Genomic DNA, 21,582 nt, shown 5'->3' with positions numbered 1-21,582 from the left:
CATTTCGTTCGCCGAAAGCCGGGTTCAGCGCCTCGATGGCGAGCCCGAGGAACTCTTCACCGAACGCTTGGACGTAGCGCGTGGTCAGGTCCTGGGTATTCACCGCCAACAGGACGATACCGCCACGTCTTATCGAAAGCGAATTGCGGAGGCCTTGGCACATGCTCGGCAGAGCGTTCGCGAGGCGTCCCACGACGCCCAGGCGGGCGTGCGCTCTGTTCTTACCGGTGCCCGCAAACAGGCAGCGCGTAGCGCTCAATCTCTTCAACAAGGAAGCCACACCATGGCCCAGCGTACCAGCACGAGCGTCACGTCGTTGTTCTCGAACCCACTCGCGCTCGGTGGTCTCGCCGCAGTGGTCGGCCTTATCGCCGGATCGCTTATCCCAACCTTTGAGAGTGAAGAGCGTGCGTTCGGCTCTACCGCGAACAAGCTGCGGGCGAGCGGGCGCGACGCCGCGCAGGACCTTGCCGACAAGGGCGGGCGAGTGGTTAATCAAGCGCTCGACACGGCACGCGAGAGTGCCGACCGTGAGGGGTTGTCGCCCGACAAGCCGATCGGCGAAGCCGTCGCGGCGCTCAAGAGCGGCGAGTTGATCGCGAGCGTCAAGCAGGTAGCTGCCGATGCGCTTGAGGCAGGGAAGGGCGCGGCGCATGCTGAAGCGGCGCCGGCACAGCCGACCCACGGGACGGACCAGGCGTGAGGCGAGGGGACGCGGGCGAGCTCCGGTGGGTCCTGCGAAGGTGAGCCCGCGCCCCATCAGCACCTTGCTGCTGGCGCTTATCACGGCAGTAAGCCTCGGGCTGGCCGTGATCGTCATCTGGAGCTTGTTCAACCGATCACCACCAGCGCGAGGGTCGGCGGGACCGCTGCAAAGCTCGTCTGGCCTCAGCACTCCGGCACACAAGCCCGACTTAGCGCCACGGTGAAACCTCATGGCTGATCATGAAGAAGCCACCGTTGACCAGCTCGCGAAGCTGTATGATCGACACGATCAGCGGACAACGCGGGTGCAGCGCTTAGCCAACCGGGTGACCTCGGCGCTCGGCAAGCCGATGGCCCTCGTTGTTATCTTCGGCATTGCTACCGCTTGGATCATTGGCAATTACATTGCCCGAGCAACAGGCTCCACGGCGCTGGAAGAGTTCCCGTTCCCGGACCTTGGCTTCATCGCTACGATTGGGGCGCTACTGGTGGCGTTGCTGATCCTGACCACTCAGCGCCATGAGGAGGAGCTGGCCGAGAGTCGCGCTCAGCTTACTCTCCACATTGCGATGCTGAGCGAGCGCAAAATTGCCAAAGTCATCCAACTGCTGGAGGAGCAACGTCGTGATAATCCGATGTTGCCCTCGCGGGTCGATCATGAAGCCGCGGAAATGGCGCAACCATCAGACCATGACAGTACGCTAGGGATGCTCGACGACGTTGCTGATCAACGGCGCAGCTTTACCGATGAATAAACAGGTTATTTGGGTGCGACTAACCACGACCATCAAAGCCCGCACCCATAACCGTGCCAATGAGGAACTGGTCGGGCGTTAGTAGTCATCCCACAATGTTGGCATTGCCTGCATTCGTATTATCATGGGCCGGATTGCTGCGGGTGCGCGTAAGCCTGCCAGTGCTGAACCCCGCCAGCCATGCAGTGCAGAGATCGATGCGGTCGTCACAAAAGGGACAGTCGAGGCGCGATCCATCTTCCGATGCTACAACCTCGAATCCGACACCGTGGACCAGAGAAAGAAGATGCTGAGTATCGTCCATCGCGTCGCTTTCGCGGTAAGACCGAGTCTTCGCAAGTGGCCGAAGAAGGTTCAAGGATCGCGATACGATAGTAACTTGTCGCTCAGGACGTGTTTCGTGTGCCGGTCGCGAATATCCTAAGTTTCGGACGTCGCATTTGTCCCGGCTTTCGCGACACTGTGGTGGCTGATGACCGAGCGATTAGAGAGGACAGGCGGCAGTTGGTCTCTTGGAAATGATTGCCGAACTATGAATCCACTTGCCTCATGCGAGAGGCGCTCTTCCCGATGCAAGTGCCTGGAGCGCGGCGACGTGACCCTTGAAGGCGGATCGTCCTGCTGCCGTCGCGACGATCCAGGTCCTCTGGCGGGTGTTGATCGTCGCCTTGCGTAGCTGGACGTACCCGCCATCGCCGAGCTGAGCGAGGTGCTTGGACAAAACGGAGTCGCTCACGCCCAAAATCTCTCTCGCGGTCGCGAACTCCATCTCGCTGACATCCGCCAGCAGTGCCATGAGCTGAAGCCGAGCCGGCGGATGGATCAGCGAATCAAGCCGTTCAACGCTCACGACCTAGTTCCTCCAGTTCCTGCCGGTACACGCGCTCCCAAAAGACGCTCACGATCGTGGCAACGATGGCCAGTACGATCCCGATCGCCACCGGCGCCCAATCCAGGCCGTATCGCTCCTTCAGGGCAATCGCGCTCACCAGCCCAGCAAACGCGATCGCCACGAGCACGAACGTAATTTGCCGTGTGCGCCCTGGCCGATAGCCGTTGACGAAAAATCCGTCGCGCGAACGGTCCCGCGCGACGATCGCAACAGCGGCGGCCAGACAAACCACGACTATTACCACCGGCCAGGAGCCGGGAAGTGCATAGCCTGCGATCAGACCGCCTAACAGCACTCCGACTGCGGCATGCCGAGCAAGCGACCACCTAGTCCGCGCGGCCAACACGCCGCGCGTCGCCCGCATCATGTCTAGTGACCGCGCTGCCTCCTGTTCGTCCATATCCAATTTCCCAACGCCACCGTACGCTTTCCGGATTGGCAACTTACGACTTGACTACATGGAAAGCAATCGTCACTTTCCTATATGGAAACATAAGCTGGAGAAGTGACATGGTGCTGTTGTGGGGGTGGACGGCCGTAATGGCCGCGGGCGGTACATGGTGGGTGCGGCGCGATGTCGCGGCCTATGCCCAGTTCGAGGCCCTGTCCGGCACGATCGACCGGCAGCATTTCTACCGTCGATGGCTTGTCGAGAGCTTCGCCGTTCTGGTGGGCGCAAGCATGGTCAGCCTCTGGCTGGTAGACGCACTCTCACCTTTCAGCGCCTTTCCTCACGTATTCGTACCCGCGAACCGCGTGTTACAGTCTCGAGGCCATCCGTCCGGCGACCATTGGCTGCCCATGGCCGCGGGCCTCTCGGCCGGGATTGCAGTGTCGGTCGCCATCCAGTGGAGCCGTCTTAAGGCGGCGCTCTCTCCCCGACCCGGCGCAGATGCAGCGCTTATCCCACGCAACCGACGCGAAGCCGTACTTGCCCTGCTGCTGAGCCTCAACGCTGGGTTGAGCGAAGAACTGTTCTTCCGCCTCGCGCTGCCGCTGCTCGTCTTCCATCTCACCGGCTCGTTGGCGACGTCACTGGCCGTGTCGATGCTGTGCTTCGGGCTGGCGTATGCGCACTATGGCTGGAAGGGCATTCTCGCCACCATGGCCGCCGGTGCATTGCTGACGTTCTACTACCTCCACCATGGATCGTTACTGCGGGTCATGGTCGCGCATGCGGTGATCGACGTGCTGGCCTTCTTTATACGGCCGGCAATCGCCGACTGGATCATCGCGCGCAGGCCGCCGCGATGGGCTTTACTGGCGGTGTGAAAACGGCAGCGCTGGTGTTGTGCCAGCCTTCCGGCTGCTTCGCACCGCGACCTTTTGTCGTAAATGTGCGAGTTTCGCGACATTGGGCTCACATGCTAGTTTGCCGAGACACCCCTGCCGTTCCGCCACAAGGCTCGAAATAGTCTCTTGATGTCGGATGCTCCGACTTTGGGGTAGCGACGTTGCGCCCCATCGGTCTCATGCAAATGAATGTGTCATTTGAGCTACACGTCGGTACAAACCGGAGGCGTTCGCAAGCACGTCCTTTACAGTGGGAATTGATACGATAATTCGCGGCTATGCTCTTGAAGGCTGCTCTTGCAGCGCGGGGGGAGCTTCTGGGCGCGACCGCGATGACGCGGCTCGACCTTGGTAGCAGGGAAAGATTATGACCAGTATCAAGCGTTTTACCCGTAAGGCGATCCTACTCGCCGCCGCAACGCCGTTCGCATTTGTGGGCGGCAGTGCCATGGCGCAGACCAGCACGACCCCCACTGCTCCAACGGCCCAGGACAACCTTCCTGCAGCAGCGCAGAATGCGGAAGCTCAGGCTGATGCTGGTCAACAGCTACCAACTGCCGACTCTTCGGGCGGCCAGGACATCGTGGTCACGGGATCTCTGTTTAAGCAGGCGATTACCCCGTCGCCAGTGACGACGCTTTCCGCTGAGAATTTGGACCAGCGCGGCATCACCACCGTTCAGTCCGCAATCCAGCAGCTTTCGTCCAACAACGGAGCCGCGCTGACCAACTCCTTCACCGCCAATGGCGCGTTCGCAGGCGGTGCATCGGCCGTTTCGTTGCGCGGCCTGTCGAGCAGCTCGACGCTGGTGCTCTTCGACGGTCTTCGTGCCGCCTATTATCCTCTGGCAGACGATGCGACCCGCAACTTCGTCGATCTCAACACCATTCCGGACGACATCGTCGATCGGATCGAAGTGCTTCGTGACGGTGCGTCGTCGAGCTATGGCGCCGACGCAATCGCAGGTGTGGTCAACGTTATCACCAAACGAAGCTTCAACGGCGTGTCCGGTCGCGCAGAAGCAGGTATCTCGCAGGATGGCACTGCTCCCAGCCAGCGCTTGACCCTGACCGCAGGTACCGGCGACCTCGATGAGAAAGGCTACAACGCCTACATCAGCGGCTTCTACTACCACAGTGGCGAGGTTCGAAATTCGGACCTGCGTGCTCCGTTCAATTCGTCGAATAAAACGGCAATTGGCGGTCCGGACGATACGGTAAATGCCGGCACCTGGGGTGCGACAAACGCCGGTGCTAATATCTATGCACGGCCCACGGGCTCGACCCAGTTCTCGTTGCTCAACGGCGCCTGCGTCAACGGTAATCCGATCGCGACGGGTGGCACGGCAGCGGGTGTGCTGCCATCGACGATCTGTTCGCAAGATACGGTCGCGCAATACGGCACCGTTGCACCGGAGCTTGAGCGCTTCGGCGGATCCGCAAAGTTCACCGCCAAAATCGGTGAAGCCTCCGAAGCTTACGCGGAATTCAATTTCCAGCAGAGCCGCAGCAGCTACACGGGTACGCCAACGCAGATCTACGCGAACGCTCCCGCGGGCATTTACTTCCAGCCTTACTCGAGCCGGTCGGGTGCCGCATCTTATGCAGCCGGCTCAGGCGCGCTCACTCTGCCGGTCTATGTTTGCGCCGCACGGGTCAATTGCACCGCTGCTAATGGCACGCTGAACCCGAACAATCCGTATGCCGCGCTTGGCCAGACCGCGCAGATCGTCGGCCTGCTGCCGACGTCGGTAGAAAGCAATGAGACGCGTAGCCGCGTTTATCGCGCTGCCGTGGGCATCCATGGCACCGTGTTCGGTGACTGGGACTACCGCGTTGACGCCACCGCGATGCATACCGATCTGCGTCGTACTCAAAACGGCTATGTCTACATCCAGCACCTGCTCGATGTGATCGCCGACGGCAGCTACAACTTCCTCAATCCGTCGGCGACGAGCCAGGCGACATTGAACTATCTGACGCCAGAGAACATCACCGACGCGAGTTCCGATCTCTACCAGATCCAGGCTAGCGTTTCGAAGTCGCTGATGCGCCTGCCGGGCGGCGACCTGGAACTCGGTTTTGGTGGCTCGGTCTACTACGAAGGCGTTGATTCACCGAGCGCCAATTCGGACATTAACGGCCCGACACAGCGCTACTTCCGGATCAACGCCTTTGGCACCAACGGGCATCGCACCGTCTCGTCGGCCTTTGGCGAGCTCAACGCGCCAATCGTGGATCAGCTGACGCTCAACGCTTCGGGCCGCTATGACCACTATTCGACAGGTCAGAGCAACTTCTCGCCGAAGCTGGGCGCTAAGTTCACGCCAATCCACCAGCTGACAGTTCGTGGTACTTGGTCGCGTGGCTTCCGCATCCCGAGCTTCGCCGAGGCCAACGCGCTGCCAACCACCGGCTATGTTACCAACTCGGCTCAGCTGTTCAATGACACCTATCTGGCGCAATACGGCTGTACTGTTGCGACGTTCAGCAGCTGCCCGACCTATATTCGTTCGGGCAGCTACGGTGCAACGACGCTTGCGTCGCCAAATCTGAAGCCAGAGAAATCACGCAGCTTCACGGCGGGTGTCGTCCTGGAGCCGATCCGGAACGTGACGTTCACCGTAGACTACTTTAACATCAAGAAGACCAATGCCATCACGTCGCTTACTTCAGGCGACGCACTGGCGGCCTACTACTCCGGACAAGCCATTCCCACCGGGTTCCAAATCACTCCTGACGCACCGGACGCCGCATTCCCTAACGCCACACCGCGCGTGCTCTATGTCTCCTCCGCACTAGTCAATGCTAACACCCTGAAATCGGAGGGCATTGATTTCGGTGCAAACGCCCGCTTCAAGTTCGGCGAAGTTTCCTGGACGAGCAACCTGGATGCGACGCTTCAGCTAGAGCTCAGCACGACCTTCCCAGACGGTCACAAGGAGACCTACGTCGACACGCTCGGCAACTATAATTTGACGGCAGGCACGGGCACCTTCCGCTGGCATGGTAACTGGCAAAATACCTTTGCCACGGGGCCGTATGCGCTGACCGGCACCGTGAACTACACCTCGGGCTACGACCTGTCGGCTGAAGACCAGGGTAACGAGTATCGTGACTGCGGTCTGGCGCCGCAACCTGCCTACACGGGCTGCCGTGTGAAGAGCTACATCACCTTCGATCTCAATGCCTCGGTAAAGGTAGGCGATGGCCTGACCTTCTACGTTAATGCACTCAACCTGTTCGATCGCCTGCCAGGCCTCGATCCGGTTACTTACGGCGCCTACCTCTATAATCCGGTTCAGGCTGGCGAGGGTATTTACGGCCGTCGTTTCCTCGCCGGAGCCAAGTTCAACTTCTAGGCCACGCAAGCTTATTGATTAACGGAAAGGCGGCCTAACGGCCGCCTTTTTGTTGTTCCGTTCTGAGCATTGCCAGCGCACCTTCAGTAGGTCTGCAAGCAATCTACCACTGGATTTCTCAGGCGTGGTATGAAACTCCGAGCTCGACTGCGTAACCCCTTCCGCGAACTGTCTGGATAATTGGCTTAGTATCAAGCGCTTCAAGCTTGCGCCGGAGACGCGCCATGTTTGTGTCGACAATGCGCGAGCTAGTGCTTCCCGCGCGGCCCGTATTCTCCAGAAGGGCCTGGCGGCTAAGGGGGACGCCGGGGTTTTGCAGGAGCAAGTTCAGCATCATGTATTCTGCCGCTGTAAGCATAACCTGATCTCCACTGGGCGCCTTAAGTAGCCAGCGCTTACGGTCCAGGGTCCACCCCGAGAACTTGTAGTACCCCTTGTTACTGTTGCCAGGGTCCGGCAGCGCGTGAATGGCACTGTTCTGGCATGACTGGTGCACGGTAGAGCGACGCCGTAGTACAGCGCGCATACGTGCCACGATTTCTCGATGACTGCATGGTCGGTCAATGAAGTCGTCTGCGCCTAGCTCCAAACCTATAATTCGGTCGGCTTCATATGCATTATTGGCTAGTACAACCAACCCAGGACGGTGAGGAAGCGATGACAAATCAATCACAGACGATACCAGGTCCGTATCCAAGCTCCAACTTATAACAATGATATCGTGCTCAAGGTCAGCTGGTGAGGCGGCACTGACATTGACCTTCGCCGTAGTATGAAATCCATAGTCGTTTAGAGTAGATACCAGCCCTGTCCGTGCGACTGGATCCGTGTCTATAACCAGGACACGCCAAGGCTGAGACTTACTCTCCTCTACTGGACTTTCAATGACGCTATACATCCTAGCCTCTTGCACTTACATATCGAATAGCGGCTGCCCGGGGCGGCAACTTGACTCCTGGATGCTGACCCAGGCCATAATATGGCGTATTACCGTTATAGTACAGCGCGACGGTAGCTGACAATGCCGTGCTGCCAAAACCACAGCAACGCCTTGAAGGTCATGCCGGTGTAGATATGAGTGTCGGCGCCTGTCGCCCTAAGGTGCGATACACAGTGGGGCGGGAAATCGAGAACAGCTCGGCAAGATCACTAATCGAGTAGTTGCCCGTGTCGTACATACGCCGAAGCTCCTTTTGCTGGCGGTCGGACAGCTTAGGCTTCTTGCCTCGCAGCTTCCCCTTGGCGCGGGCGACCGCCATTCCCTCTCGGGTTCGGAGCTTGATGAGGTCCGCCTCGAACTCGGCAAAGGTAGCAAGGATGTTGAAGAACAGCTTACCCATCGGATCAGCGGGATCGTGGACGCTGGCGCCGATCTGCAGCTTCACACCACGTGCAGTAAGGCTGTCACAGATCGCACGCGCGTCAGGCACGGAGCGTGCAAGCCGGTCTAGCTTAGGCACTACCAGCGTGTCGCCGCTCCGGACTGCTGCCAACGCCTGGTCGAGACCGGGGCGATCCCGGTTCGTCCCGGTAAAGCCCTTGTCAGTATAGATGCGATCAACCGCCACACCGAGCTTGCGCAGCGCGTCGTGCTGGGCGGCGAGGTCCTGTCGATCGGTCGAGCAGCGGGCATAGCCGATCAGCGTGTTAGTCATAGTCCGACCTGTAACGTAGAAGGCCCCTTCAACGCAAAAGATACCGTACTAGCTATGTGAGACTGGTTTTATTGCGGTTTGCCGTTGCTCGACAGGTCGGCCAGCAACCGTCCGTTGGCCGATCCCCTTGCGGACATGCTGCGTCGCTGCTCACCCAGCCGGGTGGTGGCCAAAATCGACAATTCCTAGTTGCTGAGCAGTGCCGACCGCTCGAGCGCACTGCGCCCATCTTCGTACCGGCGTGCCTGCCTACATACTTATAGGCGGCTTCGCGAAAATTGGCGGTAACTACACCGCAGATCAAGCCATCGCTCCTCAATGGCAATTAACCAGATAATCACGGCAATCTGCGACGCAGCTCACACCAAGGGGATCTGCATGATCGGAACAGTGGAAGCGGACGCTACTAGCCGACCGAACCAGCCGCTAGACATCGCCAGCCGGCTTAAGACATTTGAGTTCTCCGCTGACGATTTCATGCGTGCGCGAGCGATGTGGTCGATCCTGCAGCCGGAGATCTCCGAGGTTGCCGATACTCAAATCAAGCACTGGAACGGGACAGTCCCGGACAATCTGGCCGTAAAGTCTGCTGATTGGGGCAAGGCGGCTCAGATCATCATCGCCGACCTGCATGATCGGCTCCTGGATCCGGTCAGTGGACAATGGGTGAGGCGAGCGGAAAAGCGAGTGCGCCTCGCGTTCGAAGCCGGGGTGACGCTCACCGCGATGTTCGCCATGGGCAGCGCAGCAGCGCTGCAGGTTCAGGAAATTCTCACTCGGCTTTATGATTGCTCCAAGGAGGAGCGCAAACATATCAATGAGGTTTGTTTCCGTCTGCGCTCGTTGGAGTGCGACGTCTACGCCAGCCTCTATACCCGGTGCATGGAGGAAGATGCGCGCTCCCGGCGAGATGAGCTTGCTCGCCAATTCAACAACGGCCTTTCCCGAATCATGGAGGAGGCAAACGCAAGTGCCCTGGTGTTGCGGAGCCAGACGGAGAGTAGTTCCACGTCAGCACACAGCATGCTTGATCAGGCCGCTGAGGTCGCGGTCGCTGCGGAGCAATCGGCTAGCGCGATGCGCAACGCAGCCCGAACATCTGCAGGGCTAATCCTAGCCATTAATGATGCTCGGGTGGAAGTGGAGAGCAGCGCTGAGGTTGCCGGTCGAGCTTCTATCGAAGCTGGCAACGCCGTTATGATGTCGCAGGCGCTCAGCGAACATGCCAAGTCGATCGAGTCCATCCTCTCCCTTATCCGTAACATAGCGGGCCAGACCAATTTGCTCGCCCTTAACGCAACCATCGAGGCAGCCCGGGCTGGCGACGCCGGCCGTGGCTTTGCTGTCGTCGCGCAGGAGGTAAAGGGACTGGCAGGACAAACCGCTCGGGCAACGGACGAAATTGCGGCGAAGATTGCCGCCATACAGGCCGCAACACAATCTACTGTCGAGATGAATGTTGGCATCAGGGCGATCGTTGCCGAGGTTCAACGATCAGCCGATCACATCCGTAGTGCCATGGAGGCCCAAGGCGAGAAGGTCGTCGCGATCACTGCCGCGGTGGATGAAACGGCTCTCGCCGCTGATGCCATGGCGGGCAGCATTGCAGTGATACGTGAAGACACGAAACGCGTTGCAAGCGACATTGCTAGTGTCGGGACGGGTGTGATCGCCCTCGAGCATACCCTTGCTGATCTCCAGGCGAGCGCTGCAGATTTTGCCACCTGCGTCGCGGCTTGAGGATTGGGTTGTGCCTAATCAACGTGAGCAGATGATGTGGATGGCCCATCTTGCAGGTCGGTGCGTCTATTAGTGAGCTGCAATCCCCAACGACCTGCGGCCTTGCCGTTGCCCAGTCCGGCGATCCGCTCACATAACGTTGATACGTCTAGGCATGGCGATCGAGCTGGCAGATTAGCTTTGCCGCCTCGCAACACTCATAGGCTTTATCGTAGCTTCCCTCGAGCAAATATTTTTCCATCTCGATCCACGTGCGGAAAATAGCAGTTTGCTGATCCTCGTGCTCCGCCAGTGTAGCAGCGGCTCCTGCCGATGTGTTACCCATCTTCACTTTTTGTGATCTCCATCGCCATGATATCGGAGAACCATATCTCAGCAGTTGCGCGAACCTCGAATATGAAGGTGGTGTTGCGCTGCCTGACTGCGATTTAAAAGGTAGACGCTATTGGGGTAGGTGGCTGATCTGACGCTTAGGCTTTCCGGCTGCGATATGATGTTAACGGTAACTGCTTAGAAGGACGGGCTGCAAGACCGCGATCTCGGCGGCGACCCTTTTTCTCGCCTTGGCTTGCAACAATGCGGCAGCGATACAGTAGTCACTCCATTCCGCTATGATGCGGTCAGTGGGCCATCTTGAGACGTATGCCGATATTTCGCGTTGGTAGCATGGAGTGATTGTCCGGAGCGCATTCACCTTTGCCCTAGCCTCATCGCTATCAGCTCTGCCCCCTGCCGGGAAAACAGTATCATTGAGAAAGCCCATACGATGGCGACTGGCTTGCGCAATCTTCCAACGTAACGAGGCAATCGCATCTTGTGAGGGTTCGATTGAGCAACACAGATCTCGAAGAGCGTCCAGATTATCGAGAAGCACCTTATGGTGACACACGAGCTCGTTCCAGACGTTGATGCCATTATCGCCATCGCTCAGGTGGCGGGGAGCCGAAGATACTACACTGTTAGCCACGTATTCCTCGATATATATATTGATAAATAATGGCCTTCAAGATTTGGCAATCTGCACTGCACGGCTATAATGTTCGTAACTGCACTGTAGGCGCTGAGCTAAGTCGCTGATCCCGACCCGGGATAGATGGCAACCTCCTAGGTCCTCGGTCCGGAGCAGATCGGCAATGATCAGCTGAACCTGGGTAATCTCGTCTACCTGTTGTAAGGTATGCATGTGACGGCGAAGGGTGGCGGGATCTGCGCCAAGCTCATAGGCCATGTCCGCCAGCTTAGCTGTGATGGCGACAAGTTCATCGGCGAGTGCCATAGCCATGGCGTGATCAGCCAGCGATGCTGTCGCGACGGCATCTGGTGCCATATAAGTCATCGGCTACACAACTTGAGAATGCTGCGGCCGAGCTGGTCGCTCGGCACCGGCTGCGAGACCATGCGGCGGCCGAGCACGAAGCCGTCCGCACGCGTTTCGGCGGGCACCAAGCCGTAGCCGCCGGCCGCCTGCAGCGCCTTAATTCCGGCATCGCCATCCTCGCCGTCGGCGCCGAGCAGCACGCCCACCGCTTCGCCGCCAGCCGCCTTGGCGACCGAGGCGAACAGGATCGAGATCGACGGCCGCTCGCCCGCCACGGGATCGCGGCTAAGCATCTTGAGCCGGCCGTTCGGCCAGCCGTCGACCACCACATGGCTGTAGCCCGGCGGCGCGAGATAGATCGTGCCCTGCTCGAGCTCCATGCCGTCGGCGGCGAGCACGACCTTTGGGGCGACCTGCTCGCCGAGCTTGGCGATCAGCGTCTCGGCCAAGCCGGGGCCGAGATGCTGCACCACCACCGTCGGCGGGCAGTTGGCGGGAAATTGCGCGAATAGCGCGAACATCGCCTGGGTGCTCGATGCCTCGCCGCCGACCGCAAGCAGGCGCCCGTTCCAATCGAGCTCTGCGGCCGCTCCCGCCGGTTTAACTTCGCTGACCGCGTGCACCACCATGCCCTTGGCGGCCTTGATCCGCTTGCCGAGCTTGGCGAGGATCTTGTCGAACTCGGCGGCGACCGCAACCTTCGGCTTGGGAAAGCAATCGATCGCGCCTAGGCGCAGCGCCTCTACCGAGGCTTCGGCGCCTGCCTCGGTGCGGGTGGAGAACATGATCACCGGCATCGGTCGCTTGGCCATCACTTCGGCGAGGTATTCGAGACCGCTCATCCCGGGCATCTCGACATCCAGCGTGATCACCTCGGGGCGGAGCTGTTCGGTCATCGCGCGTGCCTCGTCGGCGCCGTCGGCTGAGCCGACCACCACGACATTGGGGATCCGCTCGAGCGCACCGGACAACAGCGCGCGCATCGTCAGCGAATCGTCGACTACGAGAACCTTGGTAGGAGCAACCATCTTAGAATCCTTGGTTCAGCAAAATCAGGCGGCTTCAACGGGAAGGGAAGCATCGACCAAACGATCAAGGGCGAGCACCAGGATCAGGCGCTGATCGATAGTGGCAAGACCCTCCAGGAAGTTCGCGGCAGCTGTCTCGCCGATGTCGGGCAGCGGCTGCATGCCGTTGTCGGGCACGGTGACGATGTCATTGACTGCGTCGACAATGAGTCCCTGAAGCTGATCTCCAACGCGCACGACGATAATTACGTGGCGTGCTGATGGATCGGTCGATCCCCAGCCCAAGCGGTGACTGAGATCCAATACCGGCAGCACCACGCCGCGCAGATTGACGACGCCGCGGACGTGCGCGGGTACGTTGGGCAACGGCGTTGCGGGCGACCATGCACGGATTTCACGGATCGCCATGATGTCGACGCCAAGGATCTGGTCGCCGATCTGAAAGGTAATGAGCTGGCGGGGCATGCGTTTATCCTTGTGGACGGCGGATCAGTGGAGGACGCGGCGGATCGCCGCCGCAAGCTTGTCGGGGTGGAACGGCTTGACGATCCAGCCGGTGGCTCCTGCGGCACGCGCGCGCTGCTTCTTCTCGTCGGAACTCTCGGTGGTCAGCACCAGGATCGGTAACGAGCGATTGTCAGGGTTGGCCCGCAGCCGCTCGATCAGCCCGAACCCGTCGAGGTTTGGCATGTTGATGTCGGTGATCAACAGATCGGGCAGAGCGCCGCCCAGCCGATCGAGCGCCTGTTGACCATCCTCGGCCTCGGTGACCTCATAGCCCATGTCGGTGAGCGCGACACGCAGCAGCATGCGCATGCTGGGTGAGTCATCAACGGTCATGATCGTGGTCGGCACAGCAACTCCTCGGGTCAGCATGGTCATCAGAAGAACTCAACCTCGCCGCTGCTCACGCTCAGAGCGATGGGAGCGGGTGCCGTACGGGGCTCAGGCGGCCGGTCGATGGCGACACGGCAGCGGGCGAGCCCGACAGTTGGGCGAAATTCAACGCGCCGTGCACCGCAACCGCCGACATCCTCGCCGACCAGAGCGATGCGCTCGTCTCTTAGAAAGCGGCGGGCGAACTGCGCGTTGGCGGCCCCAATGTCACGGAAGCCATCGCGTAAGGCAGCGCCGCCATAGATGCGCGCCTTGAGGCTGGAACGCGTTGCCCCCATCGCCAGCATGGCGTTGATCAGCACCTCCATCGCATAGACGCCGTAGCGGCGTAGCGACTCTGGATCGGTGTCGCGGCTGCCTGGCTCGGCGAGCAGGAAATGGTTGATGCCGCCAACTTTCTCGACGGGATCATACAGACAGGCAGCAATGCAGCTACCGAGAAGCGTTGTCAGCACGACGCTCGGATCGTCGGAGACCCGCGTTTCGCCTTGAATTATGTTGATCCGGCGCAAGCCGCCCGTGCCCGCGGCGTTCATGCCCGGCACTCCTGGAGCAGCCGCGGTGCGATCCGCGGCAGCGATAGCTGGACGGTGACGGCGCCGATCTGGTGCGCTGCCTGCGGCATGCCATAAACGATGCAGCTGTCCTCATCCTGGCCGATCGTCATCGCGCCGGTCTCACGCATTGCTAGCAGGCCCGCGGCGCCATCGGCGCCCATGCCAGTGAGGATGGCGCCAACCGCGGGCGCGCCGATGGACCTGGCGACCGAATGAAATAGACGGTCGACCGAGGGACGATGCCCGCTCATCTTCTCGTCTGCGATCAGCCGGCAGCGACGCAGCGTGCCGCCGGTGACCTCGAGATGGTGGGTGCCGCCTGGCGCGATATAGACCTGGCCGGCTTTCAGCGGCGCGCCCGAATAGGCTTCGCTCACCGTGGGTGCCGACAGCCGGTCGAGCCGCGCCGCAAGGGTCGGCACGTAGGGTGCGGGCATGTGCTGGACGATCACCGTCGGCGGGCAGTTGACGGGGAAGCCCGCCAGCAGCTCGATCAGCGTCTCGACGCCGCCAGTCGATGAACCGATCGCGATCAGCGCATCGGCGCGCGGGGTATAGTCGGCCGGACCGCGCGACGGCGCCAGCGTCCGCGCGCGACTCCGGCTCAGCGCTGCCGCCTTGACCATGTGAGACAATTTTTCAGCAGTAGCCGCGGTGAACGTTGAGCCTGGCTTCTGGCAACAATCGAATGCGCCTAGCTCAAGCGCGCGGATCGTCGCCTCGGCCCCGCGGCCGGTAATCGTCGATAGCATCACCACCGGCATCGGTCGCAGCCGCATGATCTTGTCGAGGAAATCGAGCCCGTTCATCCCCGGCATCTCTACATCGAGAGTTATTACATCCGGATTGAGCGCCTTGATCATCTCGCGAGCGCTGTGCGGGCCATCCGCAGTGCCTACCACCTCGATCTCGGCATCCTGGCTAAGCACATGGCTCACCATCGCGCGCATCGACGGCGAGTCGTCGACTACAAGCGTGCGCACGGTCATGCGGCTACCTTGCGAAACGACGTCCGCCCGACACACTCGAAGCGCGAGGCAATGCTCGCGGCCAACCGCTCTGAATGGCCAATATATAGCATTCCACCTACTGCGAGCTGATCGGCGAGGCGGGTCTGCAACCGTTCCTTGGTTGGTTCATCGAAGTAGATCATCACGTTGCGGCAGAAGATCGCATCGAAGGGGTGGCTCATCGGCCAGCCTTCGAGCAGATTGAGGCGTCGGAAGGCCACCCGTTCGCGGATCAGCGGGTGCACCTCCGCACCGCGGTCATCACGCTTCACCCAAAGGCTGCGCAGCGCAGCCGGAATGCTCTGCGCAGTTTCCTGCGAATAGCGCGCTGCCTTGGCCGCAGCCAGGATTTCAGTCGAGAGATCCGTGGCGAGGATGCGTAGGTCAGTACGGGCAAACCGTTGCGCAGCACCACGGTCGGTGCCGAACATCGCCATCAGCAATGAGTAAGGCTCCTCGCCGCTCGAGCAGGCTGCCGACCAGATCCGCACTCGGCCGCGACCGAGCAGCCGCTGCTCGAGGGCTGGCCAAACCTCAGCGATAAAGTGATCAAAGTGATGCGACTCACGGAAAAAGCTGGTGTGATTAGTAGTCAGCGCGTCAACCGCTAGCGTTCGCTCTTCCTGATCATCCTCGATCAACGCGATATAATCAGCGAAACTGGTCAGTTTGTTTTCGCGTACCCGGGGCGCCAACCGACCGTAGACTAGCTGCGCTTTGCCAGCGGGCATCAATATCCCCGCCTCGGCGTAGACGAAGGAGGAAATCGCCTTGTGGTCTTCGGGCGTGAAGACGAATTCCATTGGCCGCGCGGCAGCTTTGAGGCTGGTGGGGCTCATGCCGCAAGGCTCAGCGGCGTGGCCGCTTTTGGGTCGTGACGCCACCGCGATGTCAGCGCATCGACGTCAAGGATCAGCGCGACGCGGCCGTCGCCGAGGATGGTGGCGCCGGCAAGCCCGGGGATCGCCTGGTAATTGGCCTCCAGACTCTTCACCACCACCTGGCGCTGGTCCTGGATGCTGTCGACCATCAGCACCGCCTGGCCGGAGTCGGATTCGACCACGATCAGCACCGCCCGGGTCGGGTCGGTCTGCGCGCCGGCGATGCCGAGCTGCTCGGCGACGCGGTGAACGGGGACATATTCGCCGCGCACGTCGAGCAGCGACGCGTTGGGCCCGATCACCTTGACCCCGCCGAGGCTCGGCCGGAGGCTCTCGACGATATGGCCGAGCGGGATCACGAAGGTCTGGTCGCCGACGGTGACGATCATGCCGTCCAGCACCGCGAGCGTCAGCGGCAGGCTGAGCGAGAAGGACGAGCCGGCCCCGAGCGCCGACTGGATGCCGATCCGCCCGCCCAGTGCCTGGACGTTCTTGCGCACCACATCCATGCCGACGCCGCGGCCCGAGACATTGGTCACCGCCGCCGCGGTCGAGAAGCCGGGCGCGAAGATGAGGTTGTCGATCTCCTCGTCGGTGAGGATCGCATCGGCGGCGATGATGCCGCGCTCCACCGCCTTGGCGCGCACCCGCGCGCGATCGATGCCGCGGCCGTCGTCGGCCACGGTGATGACGATCCGCCCCGAGTGATGCGCCGCGGAGAGGCGGACGACGCCCTCGGCGGGCTTGCCGATCGCGACCCGCTCGTCGGGCGTCTCCAGGCCATGGTCGACGGCGTTGCGGATGAGGTGGGTCAGCGGCTCGCCGATCCGCTCCACCACCGTCTTGTCGACCTCGGTCATCTCGCCCTCGACATCGAGGCGGACGCGCTTGCCGGTCTCGGTCTCGAGCTCGCGGATGATCCGCGGCACGCGGCTGAACACCGTCTTCATCGGCTGCGCACGGATCGCCATGGTCGACTCCTGCAGCTCGCGGGTGAGGTGCTCGAGGTCGGTCAGCTCGGCGATTCCCGCCATCGATTGCTCGGACAAGCGCTGCGCGAGCATCGCCTGGGTGATCACCAGCTCGCCGACCAGGTTGACCAGCCGATCGAGCTTGTCGAGATCGACGCGGATGGTCTGCGCGACAGCAACGGGCGCGGACGGCGCCGGCATGTCGCGCACCGCGACCGGCGCGGCGGGCGGCAACACCTCGGGGATCACGGTGACCGGCGGCGCGACCGGCGCATGCTCGGGCTCGGGCGACAGATCGACGAGCATCGCCGCGTCGGCGACCGGCGTCTCCGCCCCCTCGCGCGCCACCACCAGCAGCGCGCCATCGGTGAAGTCGAAGACGCCGCGGATATCGTCCTCGGCGACGCTGCCGGGCACCGACAGCGTCCAGCCGACATAAGGCTGGTCGGGATCAAGGTCGCCGAGCAGCGGCAGCGCCGAGCAATCCGCCTCGATCACGGCGCCGCCGAGCAACGCCAGCTCGCGCAGCAGCAGCAGTGGTTCGCCGCCATGATCGAGCGCGCTCGCACCCGGGCGGAAGATCACCCGCCATGCCGGCGCGGTGCCATCGTCCCCAGTGTCGTCGCCGCCGGTATCGAACATCGCGAACAGATCGTCGAAGCCGTCATCGCCCGTTGCCGCTGGGGTGGCAGGCGCCGCCCCGACCGGATCGTTCACGGCGATCACGGGGGCACCCGGCTGCGCCGCCGCCACCAGCCGCGCCAGCATCGCGCCATCGGCCGGCGCCGCACTGCCATCGCGCGCCGCGGCGACATGGTCGGCGAGCAGATCGAACGCGGCGACGATAGTGCCTAGCAGCTCGGGCGTCAGCGTCAGCGTGCCGTTGCGGATTAGGTCGAGCAGCGTCTCGTAATCGTGGGTGAAGGCTTGCAGCCGCTCATGCCCGAAGGCGCCGGCGCCGCCCTTGATCGAATGAACCGCACGAAAGATGGTGTTGATCGTCTCGGAATCGGCGGCACCCTGCCGAACGATGCCGAAATTGGTTTCCATCGCCGTGAGGCCTTCCTCGCACTCCTGGAAGAAGATCTGCTGGATCTGGTCGAGGTCCATGAGGCTTCCTTCAGGTTACCGGCTCGAGCACGGCTGCAAAACCAGCTAGAGTGGCCATTTCGCGTAAGGGCATGCTGGCGTTTCCGATGTCATAGCTTAGCCTGTCCGCGATGGCGGAGGCACGCGCGCTCGCCAGCACTTGCAGGCATGCCATGCCCACCCTCATTACCTCGGCACCATCAAGCAGCAGCGGCTGGCGGCTTTCAATCCGCCCTAGCAATGCAGCACGTAATGGTTCCGCGGCCGCTGTATCGAGGCTTGCGGCAAGCTGATGCGCCTTCATGTCCGATCCTCCGCCAATCGTCGCCAGATTAGAACTCGGACCAATCATCATCAGCGAGCGCAGCGGCCGTGCTGCCCCCGCTACGCCGGGCACCCCGAGCAATCTGACGGCCAGCCTCGGCAGCGCGTTCTTGCAGTCGGTGCACTACAGCGCCGGACTTGGCCGCAGGCGCCATGCTTGCTCCCGAACCCAGATTGAACTGAGCAACCTGTCGAGCCAGCTGATCGGCTTCAGTCGACAGGCTGCGAGCCGCCGCAGTAGCCTCCTCGACCATCGCGGCATTCTGCTGCGTAACGCCGTCCATCTCGGAAACTGCGGTGTTGATCTGCTGCAGACCATTGGCTTGCTGTTCGGCCGCGGTGGCGATCTGGGCAACCAGCGTGCTGATCTCGCCAAAACGACCGACGATTCGCTGCAGCGCCTTGCCGGTCTCGCTCACCAGTTCAACGCCGGTACCGACCTGCTGCGACGAGGCGAGGATACGCGTCTTGACGTCCTTGGCGGCCTCAGCCGATCGCTGAGCGAGTGCGCGTACTTCAGAGGCAACAACAGCAAAGCCCTTGCCAGCATCGCCAGCTCGGGCCGCCTCGACCCCGGCATTAAGCGCGAGCAGATTAGTCTGAAAAGCAATGCCGTCGATCACCGAAATGATCTCGGAGATTTCTGACGAGGAGCGTTCAATCCCCGCCATTGCGTCGACGGCGCGACGAACAACCTCGTCCGACTGCTCCGCTTCGATCCTGGCTTCGCCAACTACCGCGTTGGCACGGGTTGCCCCTGCTGCCGTCTGGCGAACAGTGGACGTAATTTCGTCCATTGCTGCTGCAGTTTCTTCCAGGCTTGCAGCCTGTTGCTCTGTGCGTTGCGAGAGATCGTCCGAGGCATGCCGGATGTCGCTGGCACCATTGTTAATGCCGTTGGCTGCTTGGCTGACCGCAGTCATCGCGGTCGTCATCGCGTCCATCGCCCGGTTAAAATCAGAGCGTAGTGCGACGTAATCGACAGGAAAGTCTTGATCCAGGCGATAGCTAAGATCACTGCTCGCGAGGCGACTGAGCCCCTCCCCGAGCGCCGTAACGATCATCTGTTGGGTTGCGCTCGACTCGTTGATGATCTCCGCGTTACGCCTGAACACCTCCATCGCTCGGTTCATCCGGCCTACACAGTCTTGATAGGCAGTATACAGGATGGGGCTGTCCAGATCGCCACTGGCAAGTGCTTCCATCCTGGCAACAGTGTTGACGTAAGGCGTACTGATAAGATGGCCACTGACCAGAACCGTAGCTATCGTTAGGATCAAGAGCCCAACGGCGATCGAGACATAGGTGTAGAGTTCAGCTGGCGTCGCTTCCGAGGCGAGGAAGGTAGTGACTACTGCGGCTGCCGCAACAGCGGTATGAATAACAAGGAGAACCTTGAATTTCGTACGGATAGGCGCCGTCTTTTCAAACCAACCAATCATTTTGACGACCTTCGCTAAAGGAGTGCGCAGGGTGGCGTCGCCGATTGCTGAGCCAGCGCAGCCTAAGTTCCTATAGGTACCTCTACTGGCCAGCAGTTAAGGCCACGTTAAATAGGCTCGCATCGGGACAAAAACCGTAATGGTTGGTTATGCTCAAGTCGTTTGGTTGGTTATGAAGCCGCGATGCGGCGGGAGAGAGGTGGCTGACCCGAGCCACTGCTAGCTGAGCGGTAGGCTTTGCGCGACGAACGGTGGGGTGGCATTGCCAGCTGTGTTGAGTCCAGGTCGACGCCTGCAAGGTCTTCCATCCAGGGTCCGGATCGCCCGCGAGCAGCCGGATGAACGGCAGCCTCCGCACCCAGCTCAGCGGCCATGGAAGATGGTGTCGAAAGGTCAGTCTTGATCGCCAGCGTGGTGGCGCAGTGATTTAACCATGCACTGTTCAGCTTTGGGGTCGTAGGTCGACGCGTCAGACGGGGATGAGTCATGGTAGACCGGCACAATAAAAGACCTGGCGGCGTCGCCAAATGCCTGTTCCTGCTCATCATTCTGGCCATCGCCGCGTTCGCCTGGATCGCAGTACGCGGGCTGCAAAAAGAGCCGCATGGCCCGGTCGTAGGTAGCGACGTTCTGCCGGGCCAAGCCGCACGTGCCAACAGTGGCGTTCCAGGCGCTCAGCCCACCAGCTAGTCAGCGACCGTCAGCGTGCATGCCTGTGCCGCCTCGATGAACGGCTTCGCCTTACGCAGCGTTAGGTAATGATGGTAGATATTCGACTCACAGCAAGGGCTTTGGTGGACCAAGTCCGCGCCGCTGCTAAAAAACACAACCTTGCCTGGAATGCCCTGGTACCCAGCCGCGATATCGTCGACTGGTCGGCAGAAGCCAGCGAAGAAGCAGCATTCAACGAAATGGCCGAAGCGAAACATGCGCTACGGCAGCACATATGCGAGATGTACGGCATCACTGCCGAGGAGCTCGGTCATCTTGCGGTAGGCTGAGACCTGACCGACCTCGTAGCTATTGGAGGGCTCTGGGCGTATCGACCGCACTTATGCTCAGTACTTGTCGTCCGCCAACTCGGTGGCGTACAGCATCGCTAATCCTTGCTCTGTAATCTGGAAGCTGCCTTCCGTTCGGGTTGCAAGATGCCCAGCCTGGATCAGCGTTTCCAACTCTCGCTGCATCTTTGATCTGGTGATCGGCTTGCCACATGTTCGAGAGATGTCGCTGACCCCAAAAGTCCTGGCGCCGTCAGGACCGCACACGGCTCGAAGGCAATCACGCCAGCGCTTCCCGATGGCCCCTTTCGGTCGGCCGCCAGGGTGTTTGCCGGGAGGGGTAGGTTCCGGCGTCGGAGTTGGCGTGCCTACAGATGCGGCGAGATCGTTCAGCGCTTGGCTTAGATTCAGGAGCAGATTACGCATCCGGCGACTGCGGATAATTTATCGCACGCAATACATGCGCCGCTTGCTCGACCTTCCCTCGCCAGAGCTGGTCGACCAACGCCCGACGCTCCGGCAGTGCAGTGCCATATCGCAGCTGGTCGACCTGATCGCCGGAAAGTCCCAGCTCCCATTCCGCAAGGGCTCTTGCTGCGCGTTCGACCGTGTCCATGTGGGCAGGCTATGCTTCCAAATACCTGACGTCTAGCGCGCGGCTAC

At 61.1% G+C, this 21,582-nt stretch carries 24 protein-coding genes; 6 read left to right on the top strand and 18 right to left on the bottom strand.

What is annotated here, in order from left to right; genetic code table 11:
- Nucleotides 1–283: 283 nt before the first annotated feature.
- Both OXR60_RS18490 and OXR60_RS18485 read left to right on the top strand, forming a co-directional pair.
- The gene (locus OXR60_RS18490; RefSeq protein WP_267397464.1) at nucleotides 284–703 is read left to right on the top strand and encodes a hypothetical protein; all 420 of its coding nucleotides are present in this window, start codon (nucleotides 284–286) and stop codon (nucleotides 701–703) included.
- A 232-nt stretch (nucleotides 704–935) separates the two neighbouring features.
- On the top strand, nucleotides 936–1,460 hold the full coding sequence (locus OXR60_RS18485) for a DUF1003 domain-containing protein (RefSeq protein ID WP_267397462.1): 525 nt from the start codon (nucleotides 936–938) through the stop codon (nucleotides 1,458–1,460).
- Nucleotides 1,461–1,545: 85 nt separating this feature from the next.
- Here the strand turns inward: OXR60_RS18485 and OXR60_RS18480 are convergent, their stop codons facing one another.
- The 3 genes from OXR60_RS18480 to OXR60_RS18470 form a co-directional block, all read right to left on the bottom strand.
- Nucleotides 1,546–1,764 carry a hypothetical protein gene (locus tag OXR60_RS18480; protein WP_267397461.1) on the bottom strand — a complete coding sequence of 73 codons (219 nt, stop codon included), beginning with the start codon at nucleotides 1,762–1,764 and terminating at the stop codon, nucleotides 1,546–1,548.
- Nucleotides 1,765–2,007: 243 nt separating this feature from the next.
- Nucleotides 2,008–2,310, bottom strand: a complete 303-nt coding sequence (locus tag OXR60_RS18475) for a transcriptional regulator (RefSeq protein WP_267397460.1) — start codon at nucleotides 2,308–2,310, stop codon at nucleotides 2,008–2,010.
- Nucleotides 2,300–2,752 carry a hypothetical protein gene (locus tag OXR60_RS18470; protein ID WP_267397459.1) on the bottom strand — a complete coding sequence of 151 codons (453 nt, stop codon included), beginning with the start codon at nucleotides 2,750–2,752 and terminating at the stop codon, nucleotides 2,300–2,302. Before OXR60_RS18470 ends, OXR60_RS18475 begins: the two co-directional genes overlap by 11 nt.
- Nucleotides 2,753–2,862: 110 nt before the next feature.
- Between OXR60_RS18470 and OXR60_RS18465 the strand changes: the two genes are divergently transcribed.
- Nucleotides 2,863–3,624, top strand: coding sequence for a CPBP family intramembrane glutamic endopeptidase (locus OXR60_RS18465; protein WP_267397458.1), 762 nt, complete (start codon nucleotides 2,863–2,865; stop codon nucleotides 3,622–3,624).
- 388 nt (nucleotides 3,625–4,012) lie between these two features.
- A complete protein-coding gene (locus tag OXR60_RS18460; RefSeq protein ID WP_267397456.1) occupies nucleotides 4,013–7,006 on the top strand; it encodes a TonB-dependent receptor in 2,994 nt (997 codons plus the stop codon).
- A gap of 1,058 nt (nucleotides 7,007–8,064) precedes the next feature.
- Here the strand turns inward: OXR60_RS18460 and OXR60_RS18455 are convergent.
- Nucleotides 8,065–8,661, bottom strand: coding sequence for a recombinase family protein (locus OXR60_RS18455; RefSeq protein ID WP_267397455.1), 597 nt, complete (start codon nucleotides 8,659–8,661; stop codon nucleotides 8,065–8,067).
- A 318-nt stretch (nucleotides 8,662–8,979) separates the two neighbouring features.
- On the opposite strand from OXR60_RS18455, the gene OXR60_RS18450 reads away from it, so the two are divergent.
- On the top strand, nucleotides 8,980–10,401 hold the full coding sequence (locus OXR60_RS18450) for a methyl-accepting chemotaxis protein (RefSeq protein ID WP_267397454.1): 1,422 nt from the start codon (nucleotides 8,980–8,982) through the stop codon (nucleotides 10,399–10,401).
- 148 nt (nucleotides 10,402–10,549) lie between these two features.
- Here OXR60_RS18450 and OXR60_RS18445 read toward each other — a convergent pair whose 3' ends face one another.
- The 12 genes from OXR60_RS18445 to OXR60_RS18390 all read right to left on the bottom strand — a co-directional run bounded on the left by OXR60_RS18445 (nucleotide 10,550) and on the right by OXR60_RS18390 (nucleotide 20,524).
- The gene (locus tag OXR60_RS18445) at nucleotides 10,550–10,726 is read right to left on the bottom strand and encodes a hypothetical protein (RefSeq protein WP_267397453.1); all 177 of its coding nucleotides are present in this window, start codon (nucleotides 10,724–10,726) and stop codon (nucleotides 10,550–10,552) included.
- Between the two features lie 678 nt (nucleotides 10,727–11,404).
- Nucleotides 11,405–11,728, bottom strand: coding sequence for a hypothetical protein (locus OXR60_RS18440; RefSeq protein WP_267397452.1), 324 nt, complete (start codon nucleotides 11,726–11,728; stop codon nucleotides 11,405–11,407).
- Nucleotides 11,729–11,733: 5 nt separating this feature from the next.
- Nucleotides 11,734–12,747, bottom strand: coding sequence for a chemotaxis protein CheB (locus OXR60_RS18435; RefSeq protein ID WP_267397451.1), 1,014 nt, complete (start codon nucleotides 12,745–12,747; stop codon nucleotides 11,734–11,736).
- 24 nt (nucleotides 12,748–12,771) lie between these two features.
- A complete protein-coding gene (locus OXR60_RS18430; protein WP_267397450.1) occupies nucleotides 12,772–13,212 on the bottom strand; it encodes a chemotaxis protein CheW in 441 nt (146 codons plus the stop codon).
- Nucleotides 13,213–13,236: 24 nt separating this feature from the next.
- Nucleotides 13,237–13,602, bottom strand: coding sequence for a response regulator (locus tag OXR60_RS18425; RefSeq protein ID WP_267397449.1), 366 nt, complete (start codon nucleotides 13,600–13,602; stop codon nucleotides 13,237–13,239).
- A gap of 26 nt (nucleotides 13,603–13,628) precedes the next feature.
- The gene (locus tag OXR60_RS18420; protein WP_267397448.1) at nucleotides 13,629–14,180 is read right to left on the bottom strand and encodes a chemotaxis protein CheD; all 552 of its coding nucleotides are present in this window, start codon (nucleotides 14,178–14,180) and stop codon (nucleotides 13,629–13,631) included.
- Nucleotides 14,177–15,190, bottom strand: a complete 1,014-nt coding sequence (locus OXR60_RS18415; protein ID WP_267397447.1) for a chemotaxis response regulator protein-glutamate methylesterase — start codon at nucleotides 15,188–15,190, stop codon at nucleotides 14,177–14,179. The genes OXR60_RS18420 and OXR60_RS18415 overlap by 4 nt, the downstream gene beginning before the upstream one ends.
- Nucleotides 15,187–16,050, bottom strand: coding sequence for a protein-glutamate O-methyltransferase CheR (locus OXR60_RS18410; protein WP_267397446.1), 864 nt, complete (start codon nucleotides 16,048–16,050; stop codon nucleotides 15,187–15,189). Before OXR60_RS18410 ends, OXR60_RS18415 begins: the two co-directional genes overlap by 4 nt.
- Nucleotides 16,047–18,173, bottom strand: coding sequence for a chemotaxis protein CheA (locus tag OXR60_RS18405; RefSeq protein ID WP_267397445.1), 2,127 nt, complete (start codon nucleotides 18,171–18,173; stop codon nucleotides 16,047–16,049). The genes OXR60_RS18410 and OXR60_RS18405 overlap by 4 nt, the downstream gene beginning before the upstream one ends.
- A gap of 10 nt (nucleotides 18,174–18,183) precedes the next feature.
- Nucleotides 18,184–18,456, bottom strand: a complete 273-nt coding sequence (locus tag OXR60_RS18400) for an STAS domain-containing protein (protein WP_267397444.1) — start codon at nucleotides 18,454–18,456, stop codon at nucleotides 18,184–18,186.
- Between the two features lie 28 nt (nucleotides 18,457–18,484).
- Nucleotides 18,485–19,918, bottom strand: a complete 1,434-nt coding sequence (locus tag OXR60_RS18395) for a methyl-accepting chemotaxis protein (protein WP_267397443.1) — start codon at nucleotides 19,916–19,918, stop codon at nucleotides 18,485–18,487.
- Nucleotides 19,919–20,311: 393 nt separating this feature from the next.
- Nucleotides 20,312–20,524: a hypothetical protein gene (locus tag OXR60_RS18390; RefSeq protein WP_267397442.1), complete on the bottom strand. Its 213-nt coding sequence runs from the start codon at nucleotides 20,522–20,524 to the stop codon at nucleotides 20,312–20,314.
- A 152-nt stretch (nucleotides 20,525–20,676) separates the two neighbouring features.
- Between OXR60_RS18390 and OXR60_RS18385 the strand changes: the two genes are divergently transcribed.
- Nucleotides 20,677–20,919: a hypothetical protein gene (locus OXR60_RS18385; RefSeq protein ID WP_267397441.1), complete on the top strand. Its 243-nt coding sequence runs from the start codon at nucleotides 20,677–20,679 to the stop codon at nucleotides 20,917–20,919.
- Between the two features lie 57 nt (nucleotides 20,920–20,976).
- Here OXR60_RS18385 and OXR60_RS18380 read toward each other — a convergent pair whose 3' ends face one another.
- Both OXR60_RS18380 and OXR60_RS18375 read right to left on the bottom strand, forming a co-directional pair.
- On the bottom strand, nucleotides 20,977–21,345 hold the full coding sequence (locus tag OXR60_RS18380) for a hypothetical protein (protein ID WP_267397440.1): 369 nt from the start codon (nucleotides 21,343–21,345) through the stop codon (nucleotides 20,977–20,979).
- Nucleotides 21,338–21,535, bottom strand: coding sequence for a hypothetical protein (locus tag OXR60_RS18375; RefSeq protein WP_267397439.1), 198 nt, complete (start codon nucleotides 21,533–21,535; stop codon nucleotides 21,338–21,340). The genes OXR60_RS18380 and OXR60_RS18375 overlap by 8 nt, the downstream gene beginning before the upstream one ends.
- Nucleotides 21,536–21,582 lie beyond the last annotated feature (47 nt).

The sequence above is a fragment of the Sphingomonas sp. GC_Shp_5 genome (assembly GCF_026540855.1).
Lineage (GTDB): Bacteria > Pseudomonadota > Alphaproteobacteria > Sphingomonadales > Sphingomonadaceae > Sphingomonas.
This window is presented reverse-complemented; position numbering and strand designations above follow the sequence as displayed.

What these genes read in the sequence shown, in the direction of transcription:
- OXR60_RS18465 (WP_267397458.1), top strand. Translation starts at nt 2,863, where the DNA reads ATGGTGCTGTTGTGGGGGTGGACGGCCGTAATGGCCGCGGGCGGTACA.
- OXR60_RS18455 (WP_267397455.1), bottom strand. Translation starts at nt 8,661, where the DNA reads ATGACTAACACGCTGATCGGCTATGCCCGCTGCTCGACCGATCGACAG.
- OXR60_RS18420 (WP_267397448.1), bottom strand. Translation starts at nt 14,180, where the DNA reads ATGAACGCCGCGGGCACGGGCGGCTTGCGCCGGATCAACATAATTCAA.
- OXR60_RS18400 (WP_267397444.1), bottom strand. Translation starts at nt 18,456, where the DNA reads ATGAAGGCGCATCAGCTTGCCGCAAGCCTCGATACAGCGGCCGCGGAA.
- OXR60_RS18490 (WP_267397464.1), top strand. Translation starts at nt 284, where the DNA reads ATGGCCCAGCGTACCAGCACGAGCGTCACGTCGTTGTTCTCGAACCCA.
- OXR60_RS18415 (WP_267397447.1), bottom strand. Translation starts at nt 15,190, where the DNA reads ATGACCGTGCGCACGCTTGTAGTCGACGACTCGCCGTCGATGCGCGCG.
- OXR60_RS18405 (WP_267397445.1), bottom strand. Translation starts at nt 18,173, where the DNA reads ATGGACCTCGACCAGATCCAGCAGATCTTCTTCCAGGAGTGCGAGGAA.
- OXR60_RS18390 (WP_267397442.1), bottom strand. Translation starts at nt 20,524, where the DNA reads ATGCGGCTCTTTTTGCAGCCCGCGTACTGCGATCCAGGCGAACGCGGC.
- OXR60_RS18445 (WP_267397453.1), bottom strand. Translation starts at nt 10,726, where the DNA reads ATGGGTAACACATCGGCAGGAGCCGCTGCTACACTGGCGGAGCACGAG.
- OXR60_RS18385 (WP_267397441.1), top strand. Translation starts at nt 20,677, where the DNA reads ATGATGGTAGATATTCGACTCACAGCAAGGGCTTTGGTGGACCAAGTC.
- OXR60_RS18485 (WP_267397462.1), top strand. Translation starts at nt 936, where the DNA reads ATGGCTGATCATGAAGAAGCCACCGTTGACCAGCTCGCGAAGCTGTAT.
- OXR60_RS18430 (WP_267397450.1), bottom strand. Translation starts at nt 13,212, where the DNA reads ATGCCCCGCCAGCTCATTACCTTTCAGATCGGCGACCAGATCCTTGGC.
- OXR60_RS18380 (WP_267397440.1), bottom strand. Translation starts at nt 21,345, where the DNA reads ATGCGTAATCTGCTCCTGAATCTAAGCCAAGCGCTGAACGATCTCGCC.
- OXR60_RS18470 (WP_267397459.1), bottom strand. Translation starts at nt 2,752, where the DNA reads ATGGACGAACAGGAGGCAGCGCGGTCACTAGACATGATGCGGGCGACG.
- OXR60_RS18480 (WP_267397461.1), bottom strand. Translation starts at nt 1,764, where the DNA reads ATGGACGATACTCAGCATCTTCTTTCTCTGGTCCACGGTGTCGGATTC.
- OXR60_RS18450 (WP_267397454.1), top strand. Translation starts at nt 8,980, where the DNA reads ATGGCAATTAACCAGATAATCACGGCAATCTGCGACGCAGCTCACACC.
- OXR60_RS18435 (WP_267397451.1), bottom strand. Translation starts at nt 12,747, where the DNA reads ATGGTTGCTCCTACCAAGGTTCTCGTAGTCGACGATTCGCTGACGATG.
- OXR60_RS18395 (WP_267397443.1), bottom strand. Translation starts at nt 19,918, where the DNA reads ATGATTGGTTGGTTTGAAAAGACGGCGCCTATCCGTACGAAATTCAAG.
- OXR60_RS18440 (WP_267397452.1), bottom strand. Translation starts at nt 11,728, where the DNA reads ATGGCACCAGATGCCGTCGCGACAGCATCGCTGGCTGATCACGCCATG.
- OXR60_RS18410 (WP_267397446.1), bottom strand. Translation starts at nt 16,050, where the DNA reads ATGAGCCCCACCAGCCTCAAAGCTGCCGCGCGGCCAATGGAATTCGTC.
- OXR60_RS18460 (WP_267397456.1), top strand. Translation starts at nt 4,013, where the DNA reads ATGACCAGTATCAAGCGTTTTACCCGTAAGGCGATCCTACTCGCCGCC.
- OXR60_RS18375 (WP_267397439.1), bottom strand. Translation starts at nt 21,535, where the DNA reads ATGGACACGGTCGAACGCGCAGCAAGAGCCCTTGCGGAATGGGAGCTG.